Here is a 17,022-nt window from a genome sequence, read left to right as displayed (position 1 = left end):
CACCGACTCCTGAGGCCAGGGCCAAAACAAGCAGGCCAATATCAAAAGCTCACCTTGCCACCGTCAATGTCACCAACCAACTCCGGCGTAAGCAAGGTATACCCGTCAGTACGAGGCAACCAGGCATAAACTTCCTCACCGGAATCGCCAAGTGAGTAACCAGCTTTCTGGATATCCACTTTCCGGTACTTGAATGTCCCCGTTTTCTCGATGGCGTGGGTCACACGCACAAACACCGGAATGGCATAGGCTGGCAGGTTGTCCCGGAGGTAGGTGAACAGTCTGTTGACGTCTAACGGGCTGCCGTTGTTTTGCGGGACCAGGGTCACCATGCCGGCTTTGCCGTTGGTGCCGGGGATTTTGACGCCGTAGACGATGGCTTCCTCGACCAGTCCGGAACCGTCGATGATGTTCTCCACCTCCGTGGTGGAGACATTCTCGCCTTTCCAGCGGAAGGTATCCCCCATACGGTCGACGAACTGCAGATGGCCACAGCCGATTTCTTTCAGGACATCCCCGGTATTGAACCAGGCGTCGCCTTTTCTGAAGGCGTTGCGCAGGATGGACTTTTCCGTGGCCTCTGTCTGGGTGTAGCCCTCGAAGGACCATGTCTTGGTGATTTCGCCAATTAGCAGGCCGGGTTCACCTTTGGCGACTTCCTGCATGAAGCCCTTTCCGTTGCGAACCGGGTCCCGCGTGCCGTCGTGGAATTTCACCAGTTTGTAGGGAGCGGTGGAGAAGCCGACGGTGTTGTTCATGTTGAAGAAGTTGCTGAAGCCGATGTTGCCCTCGCTGGAGGCGTAGAGTTCCGCCACGGTCTCGATGCCGAAGCGCTCCTTGAATTCTTTCCAGATGGATGGGCGCAGGCCGTTGCCAATCATCTTGGTCAGGTTGTGGTTACGATCCTGCTCTCCGGGCGGCTGGTTGAGGAGGTAGCGGCAGAGTTCACCGACGTAACCAAAAGTGGTGGCTTTGTAGCGTCGGACATCGTCCCAGAAGGCGCTGGCGGAAAACTTGCGGCGCAGGGCAATGGCGGAGCCGCCAGCCAGCACGGAGCCCCAGCACACCAGCAGTGCGGTGCCATGGTAGAGGGGCAGGGTGCAGTAGAGTACATCCTCCGGCTCCATGGCGAGAGACATCAGGCCAAACCCGCCATAAGCCTTGATGAACTTTCGGTGGGAGCCCGGGGCTGCCTTGGGCAGGCCGGTGGTGCCAGAGGTGAACAGGTAGATGGCGGTGTCGCCCATTCTCGGCGGATCGCTCAGAACCGGGCTGTCGCTGTTGAAGGTGCTCACCTGCTCGGCCATGTTGGTATAGCCGTCCGGAGCATCGCCAAAGGCGTTCAGGGTGTTGGTATCCGCCAGAAACTGGAATGGCTGGGGATGGTCGGTTCTGAGCCCTGTCTTTATCCCGTCAAAGGCCTCGATCAGTTCTTCCCCGACAACAACCATCTTCGGTTCAATCAGGTTGATGCTGTGCTCGAGTACCTTGCCTTTCTGGGACGTGTTGAGCATGGCACAGGCCACGCCGAGTTTGGCGGCGCCGGCTACGACGGCAAGAAGCTCCGGGCGGTTTTCCAGAAACACTGCAATTGCATCGCCTTTTCTGAGCCCCTGGTCCTGCAGGTAGCGGGCGATACGGTTGGCCCAACCATTGAACTCGCGCCAGGTGATGGCGCGGTCCTCAAACAGGATGGCTGGCCGGTTGCCGACACGATTGGCATTGGTTTCGATGAGGGTGCCAAGGGTCAGCGCCCGGTTCTCGTTTTTCAGGGCATAGTAATACAGACCCCGGGTAATGGCCGGCAGGCGCCGGATAACGCCTGGCAGGCTGCGGGCTATGTCCAGTGCGGATACGTTGTCCTGGCTCATGGTCTGTCCAGTTGTCTGTTTATTATCGTACTAACGTCGAGCCCCGAAACAACCTATGCCCCGGGACACTAATCCAGGAACAGGTCCGGCAACAGCGGCTTGTCGCCCGGTGCGTACCGGTAATGTTCGAAATCGTTAATGCCGTCCTTCCTGAGCAGGTCTTCGTCGATCAGATTCTGGCCGGTCATGGTATCGGCCGAGCGGCTTAAAATGCTGACAGCGGCATCGGCCATAATGTCCGGCTTGCGGCCCTGGGCCATCATTTGCGGGCCGCCCACTTCAAACTCGATGGCCGCTGTGGCTATCAAGGTTTTCGGCCACAGGGTGTTAACGGCAATGCCGTAGCGCCTGAATTCTTCGGCCATGCCCAGGCTCAGCATGGTCATGGCGTATTTTGTCGTAGTATAGGGGCCGTACTGGGCAAACCACCGGGTGTTCAGGTTCAGGGGCGGCGACAGGCTCAGGATATGGGCCCGGTCTGACTGCTTCAGCCAGGGCAAGGCTGCCTGGCTGCATGCCATCACCGCCCGGGCGTTGACCTGATGCATCAGGTCGTAACGGCTGACCTTGAGATTTTCCACCCCCGTCAGCCGGATCGCGCCGGCGTTGTTCACGAGGGCGTCGATGCCCCCGAAATGCTCGCCGGCTTCATCAATACGCTGGCGAATCTGCTTCTCATCCCTCACATCCAGAACCAGGGGCAATGCCTGGCCACCGGCCTCGCGTACTTCCTCTGCCACACTGTGAATGGTGCCGGGGAGCTTCGGGTGTGGTGTGTCCGACTTCGCGGCAATCACCACATTGGCTCCCTGTCGGGCACAGGCGAGGGCAATGGCCCGGCCAATGCCACGGCTGGCGCCGGTAATAAAAACGGTCCGGTCATGTAAAGTGTTCATGGGTTGTTCTCCTGTTCGGTGGTTTCGTCTGCGGTGATTTCAACCAGTAACTGGCTCCGTTTTACCTGGTCACCCTTGCTGGCGTGCACCAGGCCGATTACGCCATCGCGGTCTGCTTTCACCGGGTGTTCCATTTTCATGGCTTCCAGAATCACCAGCGTATCGCCCTGGCGAACCCTGCGGCCAACTTCCACCAGCACATCGATGATAGCGCCGTCCATCGTTGCCTGGATACGGCCGCTGCCGGCACCGTTGGCGCCCGCTGCCGGCTGGTGGGTAATGTCCCGCACTGACCAGGACTGCCCGAACGCCTGCAAATATAGGGAATCGCCCTGGCGGTGATATTGGCAGGTCTGACGAACGCCGTTGTCGATAATGCATAAAAGGCCATCACGCTGGCTTTCAAGCATCAGGGTATGCCGGGTCTCGCTCAGGCTGAAAGACAACTGGTTGCCGCTGCGGGTGACCAGTAACTCAACGATAGTGTCGCCGGTTTCCAGCTTGATCGGGGTCATGGTGGCCGGGGCATTGCTCCAGGCGGCCTGGCCTGACTTACCCTGGTCGAGCACGCACGCGGCCAGGGCCAGCTGGCGAATATCGGGGGTCTGGGGCTGTAGCGACGGATCGTTGCTGAACGTCTGCTGCAGGAAGGCCGTGGTGGCTTCGCCTGCGCCGAACGTCTCGTTGGCAATGATCCGGCTCAGGAAATAGCGGTTGGTGATAACGCCAAATACCCTGGTGTCCTCCAGCGCCCGGATCAGGCGGCGCCGGGCTTCATCACGGTTCTGTCCCCAGGCGATTACCTTTGCCAGCATCGGGTCGTAGTGGGGCGTGATGGCGTCCCCGGAGCGTACGCCGGTGTCGAACCGAAGGCCTTCGCCCTCGGCCGGTATAAATGCATACAGGCGGCCGGTCTGGGGTGTGAAGCCATGGGCAGGATCCTCTGCATAAAGCCGTACCTCGATGGCATGGCCGTTCAGGCTGATCTCGTCCTGGCCCAGTGGCAGTGGCAGCCCCTCGGCGACGGTAAGCTGCCAGGCGACCAGATCCTGACCGGTGATGAGCTCGGTGACCGGGTGTTCGACCTGCAGGCGGGTGTTCATTTCCAGGAAATAGAAATTCCGGTTCTTGTCCACCAGGAACTCGACTGTGCCGGCGCCTTCGTAATTACAGGCCAGGGCGGCTTTGACGGCGGCTTCGCCCATGGCTTTGCGAAGTTCGGGTGTCACGAAAGGGGAGGGGGCTTCCTCAACCACTTTCTGGTGCCGCCGCTGAACGGAGCAGTCCCGCTCGCCGAGGTAAACGGCGTTGCCGTTCCGATCAGCGAACACCTGGATTTCCACGTGGCGGGGTTCGATAACGGCTTTCTCGAGAATCAGTTCGTCGTCGCCAAAGGCCTGTTTTGATTCGGAACGTGCCCGTTTTATGTTCCCGGCCAGTTCGGATTCACTCTCGATGAGGCGCATGCCGCGGCCACCGCCGCCGGCGGAGGCTTTGATCATCAGCGGGTAACCGATATCCTTGGCCGCCGCGATGAGTTCGTCGTCGCTGGCGTTGTTGCCTTCGTAACCGGGAACCACGGGAACGCCGGCTTCCTGCATGGCAATTTTGGAGCGCCGTTTGCTGCCCATCAGTTCGATGGCGGCCGTTGGCGGGCCAACGAATACCAGGCCGGCGTCTTTGCAGGCGGTGGCGAAGGCGGCATTCTCAGACAGGAAGCCATAACCCGGGTGGATGCAGTCAGCACCGGTTTTGCGGGCGGCATCGAGGATGGCACCGCTGTTGAGGTAAGAGGCGGATACCTGCGCCGGGCCAATGCAGACGGCTTCGTCGGCCAGTTCCACGTGCAGGGCTTTGGCGTCGGCCTCGGAGTAGACCGCCACGGTGCGGTAACCCAGGGCTTTGGCTGTACGGATTACCCGAACTGCGATTTCGCCCCGATTGGCTATTAACAGTTTCTTTAGCATGTTCTTGTTCTCTTGCTTGGGTGTGGGGCCGCACGGGAGGTCGGATTTCTCTCCAGAAAACCGCTACGAGCACGTCCCTGTGCGCTTGTTTCCGGCCATCCATGGCCTCCAACATTTTCTGGAGAGAAATCCTACCTCCCGCGCTCCGCAATTATCAGGAATTGCCTGCCCAGGCGGCTGGACGCTTTTGCATGAAGGCCACGGTGCCTTCCGTCCCCTCGCTTCCCCGAATGGCTTCGGCAAACTTTTCCGCTGCGTTATCGAGCAAACCGCTCATCGGCTCATGCCCAACCCGATGTAGCAACGCCTTGGTTTCAGCGGTGGCAACTGGCGCACACTGGCGAACACGGTCCAGAGCATTTGCGAGCATCTCTTGCAGTTCGTCGTCTGAGGTTGCGGCCTGGTGGACGATTCCCAGGCTGCAAGCCTCGTTCGCGCCGATTCTCAAGCCCAGTAAAGCCAGCCGTCGGGCCTGGGTAAGGCCGATGCGTTCAACCACAAACGGGGCGATCTGGGCGGGAATAACGCCGAGGGAGGTTTCGGGCATGCCGAATTTTGCCGACGGCCCGGCGATGGCGACGTCTGAAACGCAGGCCAGGCCGAACCCACCGCCCATGACCGCACCTTCGGTAACCGCGATGACTACTTTCGAGGATTCATTTACCTGCTGGATCATCTGGCCGAACGCCCTGTTCAGACGATAGAACGGGTCGGCCTCGCCTTCAGCGGCTTTCTGGCCTCGTGCCCCGGCCATGTCCTTGATATCGCCACCGGCACAGAAATGACCACCGGCACCCCGGATCACGACGGCGCGGATGTGCAGGTCGGTTTCGATCTGGGAAAACACCGTGGACAGTTCGGCCACCATCTGCAGGCTCATGGCGTTGCGAACGTCCGGGCGGTTGATGGTGATAAACAGGGTAGGGCCCTGTTTTTCCAGAAGCAGTGTTTCGCAATGTGGTAGCTGATCCATAAATGACTCCATGACAAATGTCTGGGGCTTGTCAGGCCGGGTCAGGCTTCCGGGACTGTGAGCAGCATGGATGCTGCGATCAAGCCTACAGGGACGTATTCACGGCGTGTCCCGGAAGCCTGACCCGGCCTGATAAGCCTTCCACCAAGGCCCGAAATCAGTCTTTCCGTTTGCCTGGCAGGGTCCCCATCATCTTGCAAATAATCCCGAGCATGATTTCGTCGGCACCACCCCCAATGGACACCAACCGCACATCCCGATGCGCGCGGGAAACCGGGTTGTCCCACATGTAGCCGTTACCGCCCCAGTACTGCAGGCAGCTGTCCGTTACCTCACGCCCCAGGCGCCCGGCCTTGAGCTTGGCCATGGAGGCGAGGCGGGTCACATCCTTGCCTTCAACGTGGAGTTCACAGGCCTGGTAGGTCAGGGCGCGCAGGGCTTCGACTTCGGTTTGCAGCTCAGCCAGGCGGAAGTGGATGACCTGGTTGTCGATCAGCGGCTGGCCAAAGGTCTTGCGCTCGCGGCAGTACTCGATGGTCTTGGTGATACAGTTCTCGAGAGCCTTGATCACGTTAGCGGCGCCCCACAGGCGTTCCTCCTGGAACTGCAGCATCTGCATCATGAACCCGGTACCTTCCGCGCCAATGCGGTAACGCCGGGGCACGCGCACGTCGTCAAAGAAAATCTGGGCGGTTTCCGAGGAGCGCATGCCCAGTTTGTTCAGGTGCGGGCTGAAGGATATCCCGGGTGTTTTAGTAGGCACCACGATCAGGGATTTGTTCTTGTGGGGCTTGTCGTCTGATGTGTTGGCCAGCAGGCAGATAAAGTCAGACTTGGGGCTGTTGGTGATCCACATCTTGGAGCCGTTGATGATGTAGTCGTCACCGTCTTTCTTCGCGGTGGTTTTCATCCCCGCCACATCAGAGCCCGCGCCAACCTCGCTGACGCCGATACACCCCACCATGTCACCAGCGATAGCCGGGGCCAGGAAGCCGCGTTTCAGTTCATCGGAACCGAACCGGGAAATGGCCGGCGTACACATGTCGGTCTGAACCCCGATGGCCAGGGGCACACCCCCGCAATGGGCCATGCCGAGCTCCTCTGCCGCGACCAGGTTGTAGCTGTAATCCAGCCCCATACCGCCGTACTCTTCCGGCTTCTGGATGCCCAGAAGCCCAAGGTTACCGAGTTTCTTGAACAGCTCATGAATCGGGAACTCCCCGGCCGCCTCCCATTCGTCGCAATGGGGATTAATCTCCTTCTCGACGAAATCGCGGACGGTTTTTCGAAGGGCTTCGTGTTCAGCTGTGAATTTCACGTTCTTGTTCTCCTGGTTATAGGAAGTTCGTGCCTTCTTTGTGTTGGTGCACGTTCTTTAACTTGGTCGGCGTGTGTGCGGGACCGGTTTCAGAAAACCGCTACAAGCACGTCCATGTGCGCTTGTTTCGGGCCATCCTTGGCCCTCTACATTTTCTGAAACCGGTTCCTGCCCCAAAGCTCGAATGCCTACAGGCGGGCCACCCCAAAGGTATTGGGCCGCAACTGCCGAGCCTCGGCTTCCCGGCAAACCGAGAACACCACCGCCAGAACCCGCCGGGTATCCCGCGGATCAATCAGCCCGTCATCCCACAACCGCGCCGTGCCAAACAACGCGGTCGAACCTTCCTCCAGTTTCCTGGCCGTCGCCTGCTCCAGAAATTCCAGTGTCTTCGGATCCGGCTCCAGGCCACCCCGGCGCTGCTTGTCTTCAGCCACAATGCGCATCACCTTGCCCGCCTGGGCCGGGCCCATGACCGCGGTCCGGCTGTTAGGCCAGGCGAAGATAAACCTCGGGTCCAGGCCGCGCCCGCACATTGCGTAGTTACCTGCACCATAGGAACCGCCGATCACGATTGCGACCTTGGGTACCCTGCAATTGGCTACGGCCTGGATCATTTTCGAGCCGTGCTTGATGATGCCGTTCTGCTCCGAGTGGGTGCCCACCATGAAACCCGTGGTGTTGTGCAGGAAAAGCAATGGTGTGCCGGCCTGGTCGCAGAGCTGTATGAACTGGGCGGCCTTGGCGGAACCTGCCGGGGTGATCGGGCCGTTGTTGCCGATAATGCCAACTGAGTGGCCTTCAATCCGGATGGTGCCGCAAACCGTCTGGTCGTCGAATTCATTTTTGAAATCCATGAACTTCGAACCGTCGGCGATGCGGGCCAGAATTTCGCGAACGTCGTAGGGCTTTTTGGAATCCGCCGGAATAATGCCCAGCAGCTCGTCGGCCGGGTAGAGTGGTTCGTTCCAGGTCAGTTCCCTTTCGGGAGGCAGCTGCTCGTTCCAGGGCAGGGCTTCGAGGATGTTTCTGGCCTGGCGAATGCCGTCGGCGTCGTCCTCCGCCAGGTATTCGGCGGTGCCGGCCACCTGCGCGTGCATTTCTGCGCCGCCGAGTTCCTCGTCGGTGGCGACTTCGCCGGTGGCGGCTTTGAGAAGAGGGGGGCCGGCAAGAAACATCTTAGCCTGGTCGCGCACGGCGATGACATAGTCGGAAAGGCCCGGCTGATAGGCGCCGCCTGCCGTGGCGTTGCCGTGGACCACGGTTACCTGCGGAATGCCGGCAGCGGACATGCGGGCCTGGTTGGCAAAGCCCCGGGCGCCGAGCACAAAGATGTCGGTGGCATAGTTCAGGTTGGCGCCGCCGCTTTCGGACAGGGACACCACCGGGAGTTTGTTCTCCATGGCGATTTGCTGAAGGCGCAGGGTTTTGTCCAGGCCGGCCGGGGTAATCGTGCCGCCCTTGATGGCGCTGTTGCTGGCCACCACCAGACACCGGACGCCGCTGACACAGCCAATACCGGCGATGATTCCTCCACCGGCCATGCTGCCGTCCTTGTCATCATGCATCTTGTAGCCGGCCAGGGAGCAGAGTTCCAGAAAGGGCGTGCCGCGGTCCAGCAAACGGTTGATGCGGTCCCGGGGCAGCAGCTTGCCCCGTTTGGTGAACTTTTCCCGGGCGGCTTCCGCCAGGTCCAGAACCTTCTGCTCCACTTCCCGGAAGGTGGTGATGTGAGCTTCCATGGCCCCGGCGTTGGCGCGAAAATCATCAGACCGGGAGCTTACGGTGGACTCAAGTACCTGCATGATCTGTTCCTCAGTCGTCGCTCAGCACTTTCGGGGTAATGGCGCGGTGAAAGCCGTTGTACGGCTGATTGTTCCTGGCTTTCGGCAGCGGCCAGACCCGGCCACCCTGGGATGCAGCGCCGTCGATTCGCAGGCAATCGCCACTGATAAACGCCGCACCGGGGCTGAGCAGGAAACAGATGGCGGAGCTGACTTCAGACTCGGTACCCAGTCTCTTAATGGGCACATTGTCACCAAGGCTGCGGATCCACTGCCTCATGTGTTCGGGATAATTGTCCATGCCGCTGGAAGCAATCCAGCCCGGAGCAACCGCGTTCACCCGAACGCCGGAAGCACCCCATTCAACCGCCGCTGTCTGGGTGAAATTCACCATCCCCGCCCGGGCTGCGCCGGAATGGCCCATGCCCGGCATACCGCCCCACATATCGGCAACAATATTGACGATCGCGCCCCCGGTTTTGGAAAACACCTGGGTGTAGGCTTCCCGAGCCATCAGGAAACCGCCGGTGAGATTGGTACGCACCACTGTTTCCCAGCCTTTCTGGTTGATCCCGGTCAGCGGCGCCTGAAACTGCCCGCCGGCATTGTTGACCAGGCCGTTCAGGCCGCCATGTTCGGCAATAATCGCCTTCACGGTTGCTTTAACCGACTCTTCCTCCCGGATATCACAGACATGGGCGGAAGCCATGCCGCCGTCTTCCGTGATCTCCGCTTTAACAGACTCCACTTTTTCAGCCTTACGGCCCACCAGGGCAACCCTCGCGCCCAGCGCGGCGAGTTCATGGGCGGTACACCGACCAATGCCGGAGCCGCCGCCAGTGACGATAAACACCTGGTCCTTGAACAAGTCTGGATGAAAAACTGATTGATAGCTCATACGTGGAAGACCCTTATCGATGTTCGGGCGCTGAGGCAGGGAGGGCTTTCCGGGACTGTGCGCAGCAGGGAAGCTGCGCTCAAGCGTACATGGACGTATTTACAGCGTGTCCCGGAAAGCCCTCCCTGCCTCAGTGCATGCTCCATTTGTTTATTTGTTGATGATCCTTGAAGAGATCGGCACCGGAAACTCCAGTAGTTGCTGGGCAAACGCCTTGCCCTGGGGATCAATTCGAAGGCTGGCGACACCGCCGCCGCCCAGGCTGTGCTCCAGCAGGAAATTGAACGCATGGAAACCCGGCAGCGCCCAACGGGTCACCTTGCCGGTCTCCGGATTCAGGGTATGGGCCATCCAATCGGCCACGGCGGACTCCGTCAGGGCCGCTTCGATAAACGGCACATACTCCGGGTGCCGGGCGATCACGCCGATATTGCTGTGATCGCCCTTGTCGCCGCTGCGAGCCCAGGCCAGTCTGACCAGAGGTACCGTTGTGTCGGTTGCCGGTGCTTTGCTGCTGAATGACTGAGTCTGAAGCTGGTTTGGATCGAAGCCGCCGCCCGTACCTGTCACCACCGGTTGCTTGCCGTTGTTCAGGTCCACTGAAACCGACACTTCGGTTTTCGGCACCAGGCAGGAATACAGACGGATTTTGGGCCACACGGTAGGCCGGCCGCCGACAATCCCGGTAATCCCGGGGGCCATGCCCGTTGCGGCCTGGGCGATTTCCCGGGAAAACAGCACCAGAGCCTCCTTCTTCGGGTGGGCGGTGCTGATCTTGACCACCACTTCCCGGCAGTCTCCGCCCCGGCCATGGGCGCCGTAGGTGGTTTCTGTCCCCAGCAGTTCAATACTGGTTTCGCTGTAATCGGGCAGGCCACGCTCGCCGAACATGCGCGAGGTCTTTGCCAGTATGGCTTGAGCCACGGTTTGCGCCTTGGCCCTCGCGTTCATGCCGGCCAGCAGGAAAGTGACCGTGCACTTGAAGCCATCCGGCCAGGTGCCGGAAACCTTGTAACTGTCTGTTGGCGGAAGTCCCCGGGCACCCCGAACCCGAACCCTGTCGGTGTCGGTTTCCTCCAGCTCGACAGCCGTGAAATCGCAGGTGACATCCGGAAGCAGGTAGGCTCTCGGATCGCCAATCTCATAGACCAGTTGCTCGGCCACCGTGCCCCGGCTGACCAGGCCGCCGGTATCGTCGGGCTTGGTGATAAGGAAATCGCCGTTAGCACTCACCTCGGCAATGGGGAAGCCCATATTCGCGTAGCCTCCGGCCACCTCTTCCCAGTCCGTGAAGTTACCACCGGTGGACTGGGCGCCGCACTCGAGCAGGTGTCCGGCCAGGCTGCCCTGGGCCAGTTTATCGAAGTCGTTCCAGCCCCAGCCGAATTCGTGGACCAGCGGCGCCAGCACCAGGGCGCTGTCCGCCACCCGCCCGGTAATCACAATGTCGGCGCCCTGTTCCAGGGCCGCCACCAGGCCTGGCGCTCCGAGGTAGGCGTTCAGGCTCACCATCATTGGCGGCATGGGCTGACCGGAACTCATTTCGGTAATGCCGGCGTCGGCCAGTTTCTTCTTTTTCAACAGCAGGTCGTCGCCCAGCACCAGGGCAATCTTCATCTCCACGCCCGCTTTCTCGCACAGCTCCTGCAGGGCGTCGCGACAGGCGACTGGGTTTACGCCGCCGGCATTGGCCAGCACCCGAATGCCTCTTTCTTTGATGTCACCGAGCAGGGGGCCAATGACTGTCTGGACGAAATCCCGTGCGTAACCCTGGGTCGGATCCTTCATTTTCTGGCCGGCCATGATCGACATGGTGATTTCCGCCAGATAGTCGGCCACCAGGTAATCAATATTGCCCTGGCGAACGAGCTGCGCCGCGGCAGTTTCCGTGTCGCCCCAGAAAGCGGCGGAGCATCCGATGCGGACGGTTTTCGGGGAATCGGCCATCTTGTTTGCCTTGTCTGCTGTCGCCAGCCCGGAGCGAGGCTCTGGGTCTGGCAGTGTTATCCAAAGATGAAACTGACAATACCAAGCAAGCGCTTGGTTTGTAAACAGGCAAGTTTAAGGTAGAATTAGGGGTCTTAGTGTCAACCGGATAGCGTTAGTGAGCCAGAACCAGATTCTCCAGTGCCTGATAGCCGACAACCTTGTGTCCGATCCCAACGGCGCCCGGGGCCGCCTGCTCACAGAAGCGGCCAGGCTGTTTCGCGAAAAGGGGTATGAGCGGACAACGGTGCGGGATCTGGCGGCTGCAGTCGGTATTCAGTCTGGCAGCCTGTTCCACCATTTCCGGACCAAGGAAGAAATTCTCAAGGCAGTCATGGTGGAAACCATCCGCCTGAATACGGCGTTGATGCAAGCGGCACTCGAAGCTGCCGAATCCAGCTCCGACAAACTCCGGGGGCTGATCCGGGCCGAGCTGGAGTCGATCAACGGACAGACCGGTGAGGCCATGGCGGTGCTGGTTTTTGAATGGCGAAGCCTCTCGGCTTCGTCCCAGGCTGACGTGCTGGAACTGAGGGATATTTACGAGAAACTCTGGCTGGATGTGCTGGAATCCCTGAGAAGAGAAGGGGCCCTGGCGGCGGAACCCTTCGTGGTGCGCCGGATGTTAACTGGCGCCCTTAGCTGGACGGTTACCTGGTACAAACCCGAGCGTGGAGGCCTTACGCTGGACGGGTTGACGGATCAGGTCATGGCGATGATGGCCCTGAAGAGCAGTTGACCCTTTCAGAAAGTTCCTGTTTTAAATGAAGAAAATATGAATTCCCTTCCTTTCCTTTCGGGCCATTGGCCTGATCGGCATGACTGAGTCGGCATTCGAGCCATTTTTGTAGGACAGTTTTCGCCGCATTCTTGCACCCGTTGATAAAAACCGAGATTCAGATCGGGCTTACAAAAACAACGAAACGCAGGGTGAAATATGATCTTCTCACTGGCAAGGCTTGCACCGCACCTGGCGGCCGCGCGCCTGAAGGCTCTCACATTCGCGGCAGTGGCCGCGCTGGCAGGTTGTTCAGCCAACCCCATTTACACCACGACCGGTGTTGTGCTCTCTGGTTACTCCGAAGGCGAAGCCACACCCTATGTGATGCAGATGTCGGATCCGGAAATGGCCTGTGCCCTGGGTGAAGGCGTCGACCCACTGCTTTATTCGTTTTCCCGCGTTACCGAGGCGCCGGACAGCACCGGTTCCCTCCTGATGCTGCTGGCTGCAAACTGCATGGAATACCGTGCCTGGGAGGCTGAGCTTGCCTACCTGCGAGCCGATTATGCAGGCAAAGTGCCCGCGGCCAAAGATGCCCGGGAAGAAGCCAAACGGCTGAACGCGAAAACCGCAGAACGCCGGTATCGCGCGTTTAATCGTGCGATGGCAGCCTACGATTTCGACCCGGCTGCAGAACCTGTCGAATGCCCTTTCCTGTTCAACGAGCAGGATGAAATCACCTTCCTGCTGGGCCTGCTGACGGGCATGCAGGCCATCGTCAATGATGCCAATTCAGGGGCCATGGCGGGTATCCCCCGCAGCATCGCGCCCCAGGCCGAGCGGGCAGCGACCTGCGTTGACAATGAAAAGTGGGGTGGGTTGCCCAATGCCATTCGGGCCCTGGTCTGGCTGTTGTTGCCGGATACCCGCCCTGAACTCTCGCCGGATCCCTGGAGTGTTCTCGAACACAGCTCGGAACTGGGTGTCCAGGCTGGTATCCGTGCGTCCCTGGCGGTTGAGGCGGTGGCGGCTGAAACCTTTGGCCGACCGGATATCCTCGCCGATACCATTGCCCGCTTTGCCGCCGCCGAAGACCGGCTTGATGTGTGGGAAGAGTACCGCCTGGTGGATGAAGTGGCGGCGGGTGTTATCCGGTTCTCATCAGACAAGCACTGGACCGCCAGTTACGGCCATCGCACCCCGCAAAGTTCCTTCGGAAAAATGAGCCCGGACCAGGGTACGGAAAATGTTGAAACCATGAATCTGGACGACCTGCTCTGAGGCAGGTGTCCGAAGCCTTCTGATTACCTATAACCACAACAATGACCCGGAGGTCGTTATGATCCGAAAATCCGTTGCCGCTCTGACTCTCGCTGCCATTGCACCCATTGCCTCAGCCCAGACTGTGAAGATGTGTGTCTTCGATGTGATTGGCGCCAATGGCGATGTCTACAACATGATCAAGGACTATGCGCTGGAAATGAAGGCGCACGGCGTCGATTTCGAGCTCAAACCCTACACCGATGAAGGCGTCGCCGTCGGGGATTTCAATGCCGGCCAGTGCGATGCGGTGGCCGCCACGGACATTCGCACCCGCCCGTTCAACAGGTTTACCGGCAGTGTCAGCGCGGTGGGCGCCATCCCCACCTACGATGACCTCAAGACCCTGCTGGCGACACTGGCCCAGCCCAAAGCGGCTCCCCTCATGAAAGCCAATGGCTATGAGGTATTGGGTATTATCCCTGTTGGTGCCGGTTACCTGTTCGTGAATGACCGCAGCATTGACACCGCCGGCGAGCTGGCCGGCAAGCGTATGGCAACACTGGATTATCAGAAAGACGCCATTCACATGGTGAACTTTATTAAGGCCACGGTGGTGCCTTCGGACATCACGAATTTTGCGGGCAAGTTCAACAACGGGTCCGTGGATACCGCCTATGCGCCCGCTTTTGCCTATGAGGCGCTGGAGCTCTACAAGGGGGTCGGCGACAGGGGCGGCATAGTGGATTATCCGCTGGCACAGCTGACCATTCAGATCATTGCGCGGGAAGATGTACTCGCCGATGACACATCCCAGAAGGCCCGGGAAGTCGCCTGGGACATGCTCCCGCAGGCCATGAACCTGATCACCAGCCAGGAACAGGCGATTCCGGAGGAGAAATGGATTCGCATCCCGGAAAAGGATATTCAGGGCTACCAGGAGATGTTCCGCCAGAACCGGATTGAGATGCGCGACGGCGTCAACGGGGCGCCGGATGTCTACCACCCCAAGATGCTTGGATTGCTCAGCAGGATCCGTTGCGCCAGCAACCCGTCAGCGTCCGAGTGCACCTCGGCCAATCGCGAATAAAGGGGCGCAACGGCTATGAACTGGCGCGCATTGACGGCCCCGGCGGTCAGGACCCTGTACCCCGTGCACCGGCTGCACGGGGCAGTACTCTTGTTGTTGCTGCTTTCCACGCTTGTTCTGGGAATGGGTAATTCACTCCACTCCCGCCTGCTGTGGGTCGGTGAGCAGACCTGGCCAAACTATTACCTGCTGAACCCCGACGCCACCGAGCCGACCTGTCAGCTGGAAATGGACGTTGACGCCGAAGTGCGCAAACGGGTGGAAGCCTACAAGCCCGATCCGGATGATTTGTTCAGTTCGCCGCCCAATCCGGAGGCTGTTCGGACCTCCCTTGAGCGCAACCTTGAGCTTTGTAATCAGGAGTACGTGGCTTACCAACAGAATCTCAAGCACGCCACCCCGGCCCTCGGGGTGTTCAAGAGTGTGGAGCAGGGGCTGGCGGATTTCCTGCTGGAAAACATTGAACTCACCAAGTATCTGTTCATCGCCATGTTCGCCCTGGCGGCGGCGGTCGCGGCCCTGGATGCCGACCATATCGCGTTGCGTCTGCCCCGGAATCGCGCTGAGTGGCGGTTGAGTCAGGGTGTGCAGTTTGCCGTAAACGGGCTGATGGTGGCGTCTCTGAATGCCTATCTTGGCCAGTTGGCCAGTTCGCCGGGATCGGAATCGACGAGCCAGCTCCAGTACGCCTGGGCGGCTGTGTTTGGCCTGTTCATGGTGATCAATGCGGTGCGTTTTGTGAACGTGCCGGAACGGATGCGGGCGGGAAGTCTTGCGCTATCCTCGGGGCTGGTCCTGCCGCTGTACAGCGTCATGGGCCTGATTGCCATGAGTTACTTCTTCCTGGTGGATGGCTACGCCTCCGGCCTCGCCATCTACTTCGGGATGATGTCGAACCTGTCCTCGATGTTCATCAACATCGGCCTGTATGTTCTGGTGGGTATGGTCCTGAAGCAGACCCGCCTGCCAGAGCTGCTGCTGGACGTGATCAAACCCTGGAATCTTCCGGCGCCCATGCTGGCGTCTGTGATTATTTTTGCAACCGCCTTTCCCACCGCGTTCACCGGCGCCTCGGGGATATTTATTCTCGCCGTGGGCGGTGTGGTTTACGACGAACTCCGCCGCGCTGGCGCCGGGCGCCAGCTTTCCCTGGCCACGACGGCCATGTCGGGGAGCCTGGGTGTCGTGCTCAATCCATGCCTGTTGATTGTGGTGGTCGCCGCACTGAACAAGGAAGTCACAACCACGGAAATGTATGGCTGGGGTTTCTGGGTATTCATCATGTCAGCCACGCTGTTTTCCCTGGTTGTCTGCAAAACCGAGGGAAACTGGAAACCCAGGCCCGCGCCCGGGGCGTTCCGCGCATCGATCCTCCAGATGAAACCACTGTTACCCTACGTGTTGGTTGCCGCCGGTGTCATTCTGGCGATCTGGGGAGTACTCGGGCTTCGGTTCAATGAATACAGCGCGCCGCTGATCCTGCCACTGGTGATGCTGGCGCTGGTTTTTCTGGATGCCAACCGGGACAGCCGGGGCGATGATGAAACCCGCCTGAAAGCGTTTTGGAACCGGAGTTCCGCTGCCGCCAGCGACTCCGCCGTCCACATCGGTGCCTTGCTGGCCCTCATCGGTTTTTCAATCAGCCTTGGCGGGATTCTTGAACGCTCGGACATCGTCCACGCCCTGTTCCCGGAGAGCCTGACCAGCCCGTGGATTGCCATGCTGGTGATCGTGGTGATGCTCACTGCCATCGGCATGGTTATGGATCCGTTCGGCGCCGTGATTCTGGTATCGGCCACCATTGCCCAGCCGGCTATTCAATTGGGGATTGATCCGCTGCATTTCTGGATTGTTTGCCTGGTGGCGTTCGAGCTCGGTTACCTGAGCCCGCCGGTGGCACTGAACCACCTGCTGACCCGCCAGGTGGTGGGCGAGACGGAAGTATTGGCGGCCGAGCGCACAGGCTCTTTCTGGCACCGCTACGAGCGCTTGCTGCTGCCTCTGGCGGTGATGGGGCCGACATTGCTGCTGGTGGCGTTTGTGCCGATGCTGTTCTACGCGCTGTGATGTTGGAAGGCTAGTTTGCAAGCCGTCTGGAGGGAACTTCAGGCGGCTTTTTTTGGTGCGCCAGGCATGGCGCGTAGCGCCTTGACGGGCGCTGTTCCGGTACAGGTGGTGCTGGCCGGATGACTTGGGGGTGCAAGTCCCCTGTGGGCCCGGTAAGGGGAACCACTAGCCGGACGGCAAGGGTGTCCATC

12 protein-coding genes are annotated in these 17,022 nt (G+C 59.9%); 4 read left to right on the top strand and 8 right to left on the bottom strand.

Annotated features, from left to right (window positions below; all coding sequences use genetic code 11):
* Window positions 1–41 precede the first annotated feature (41 nt).
* The 8 genes from AC13C0_RS03175 to AC13C0_RS03140 all read right to left on the bottom strand — a co-directional run bounded on the left by AC13C0_RS03175 (window position 42) and on the right by AC13C0_RS03140 (window position 11,654).
* Entirely contained in the window at window positions 42–1,871 is a 1,830-nt protein-coding gene (locus AC13C0_RS03175; protein WP_341582428.1) for a long-chain-acyl-CoA synthetase, read from the bottom strand.
* A 68-nt stretch (window positions 1,872–1,939) separates the two neighbouring features.
* Window positions 1,940–2,767: an SDR family oxidoreductase gene (locus tag AC13C0_RS03170; RefSeq protein ID WP_482953957.1), complete on the bottom strand. Its 828-nt coding sequence runs from the start codon at window positions 2,765–2,767 to the stop codon at window positions 1,940–1,942.
* Window positions 2,764–4,734: an acetyl/propionyl/methylcrotonyl-CoA carboxylase subunit alpha gene (locus tag AC13C0_RS03165; protein ID WP_482953956.1), complete on the bottom strand. Its 1,971-nt coding sequence runs from the start codon at window positions 4,732–4,734 to the stop codon at window positions 2,764–2,766. The genes AC13C0_RS03170 and AC13C0_RS03165 overlap by 4 nt, the downstream gene beginning before the upstream one ends.
* Window positions 4,735–4,888: 154 nt before the next feature.
* Complete coding sequence (locus AC13C0_RS03160; RefSeq protein ID WP_482953955.1) at window positions 4,889–5,707, bottom strand: enoyl-CoA hydratase/isomerase family protein; 819 nt, start codon at window positions 5,705–5,707, stop codon at window positions 4,889–4,891.
* Between the two features lie 157 nt (window positions 5,708–5,864).
* Window positions 5,865–7,025 (bottom strand): citronellyl-CoA dehydrogenase, encoded by a 1,161-nt coding sequence (gene atuD / locus AC13C0_RS03155; protein WP_482953954.1) that lies wholly within the window; start codon window positions 7,023–7,025, stop codon window positions 5,865–5,867.
* A 188-nt stretch (window positions 7,026–7,213) separates the two neighbouring features.
* Entirely contained in the window at window positions 7,214–8,830 is a 1,617-nt protein-coding gene (locus AC13C0_RS03150) for an acyl-CoA carboxylase subunit beta (RefSeq protein ID WP_482953953.1), read from the bottom strand.
* Between the two features lie 10 nt (window positions 8,831–8,840).
* The gene (locus tag AC13C0_RS03145) at window positions 8,841–9,707 is read right to left on the bottom strand and encodes an SDR family oxidoreductase (protein ID WP_482953952.1); all 867 of its coding nucleotides are present in this window, start codon (window positions 9,705–9,707) and stop codon (window positions 8,841–8,843) included.
* A gap of 150 nt (window positions 9,708–9,857) precedes the next feature.
* Window positions 9,858–11,654 (bottom strand): acyclic terpene utilization AtuA family protein, encoded by a 1,797-nt coding sequence (locus AC13C0_RS03140; RefSeq protein WP_117617852.1) that lies wholly within the window; start codon window positions 11,652–11,654, stop codon window positions 9,858–9,860.
* 148 nt (window positions 11,655–11,802) lie between these two features.
* Between AC13C0_RS03140 and AC13C0_RS03135 the strand changes: the two genes are divergently transcribed.
* From AC13C0_RS03135 to AC13C0_RS03120, 4 genes are all read left to right on the top strand, one after another.
* On the top strand, window positions 11,803–12,432 hold the full coding sequence (locus AC13C0_RS03135; RefSeq protein WP_117617851.1) for a TetR/AcrR family transcriptional regulator: 630 nt from the start codon (window positions 11,803–11,805) through the stop codon (window positions 12,430–12,432).
* A gap of 198 nt (window positions 12,433–12,630) precedes the next feature.
* Window positions 12,631–13,695 (top strand): hypothetical protein, encoded by a 1,065-nt coding sequence (locus AC13C0_RS03130; RefSeq protein WP_482953951.1) that lies wholly within the window; start codon window positions 12,631–12,633, stop codon window positions 13,693–13,695.
* 58 nt (window positions 13,696–13,753) lie between these two features.
* Window positions 13,754–14,764, top strand: coding sequence for a putative solute-binding protein (locus AC13C0_RS03125; RefSeq protein WP_482953950.1), 1,011 nt, complete (start codon window positions 13,754–13,756; stop codon window positions 14,762–14,764).
* A gap of 15 nt (window positions 14,765–14,779) precedes the next feature.
* The gene (locus AC13C0_RS03120) at window positions 14,780–16,831 is read left to right on the top strand and encodes a TRAP transporter large permease subunit (protein ID WP_482953949.1); all 2,052 of its coding nucleotides are present in this window, start codon (window positions 14,780–14,782) and stop codon (window positions 16,829–16,831) included.
* Window positions 16,832–17,022: the final 191 nt, after the last annotated feature.

Source organism: Marinobacter sp. B-21 (assembly GCF_056857895.1).
The sequence above is the reverse complement of the archived record's forward strand: the minus strand, read 5'-3'. Positions and strand labels throughout refer to the sequence as shown.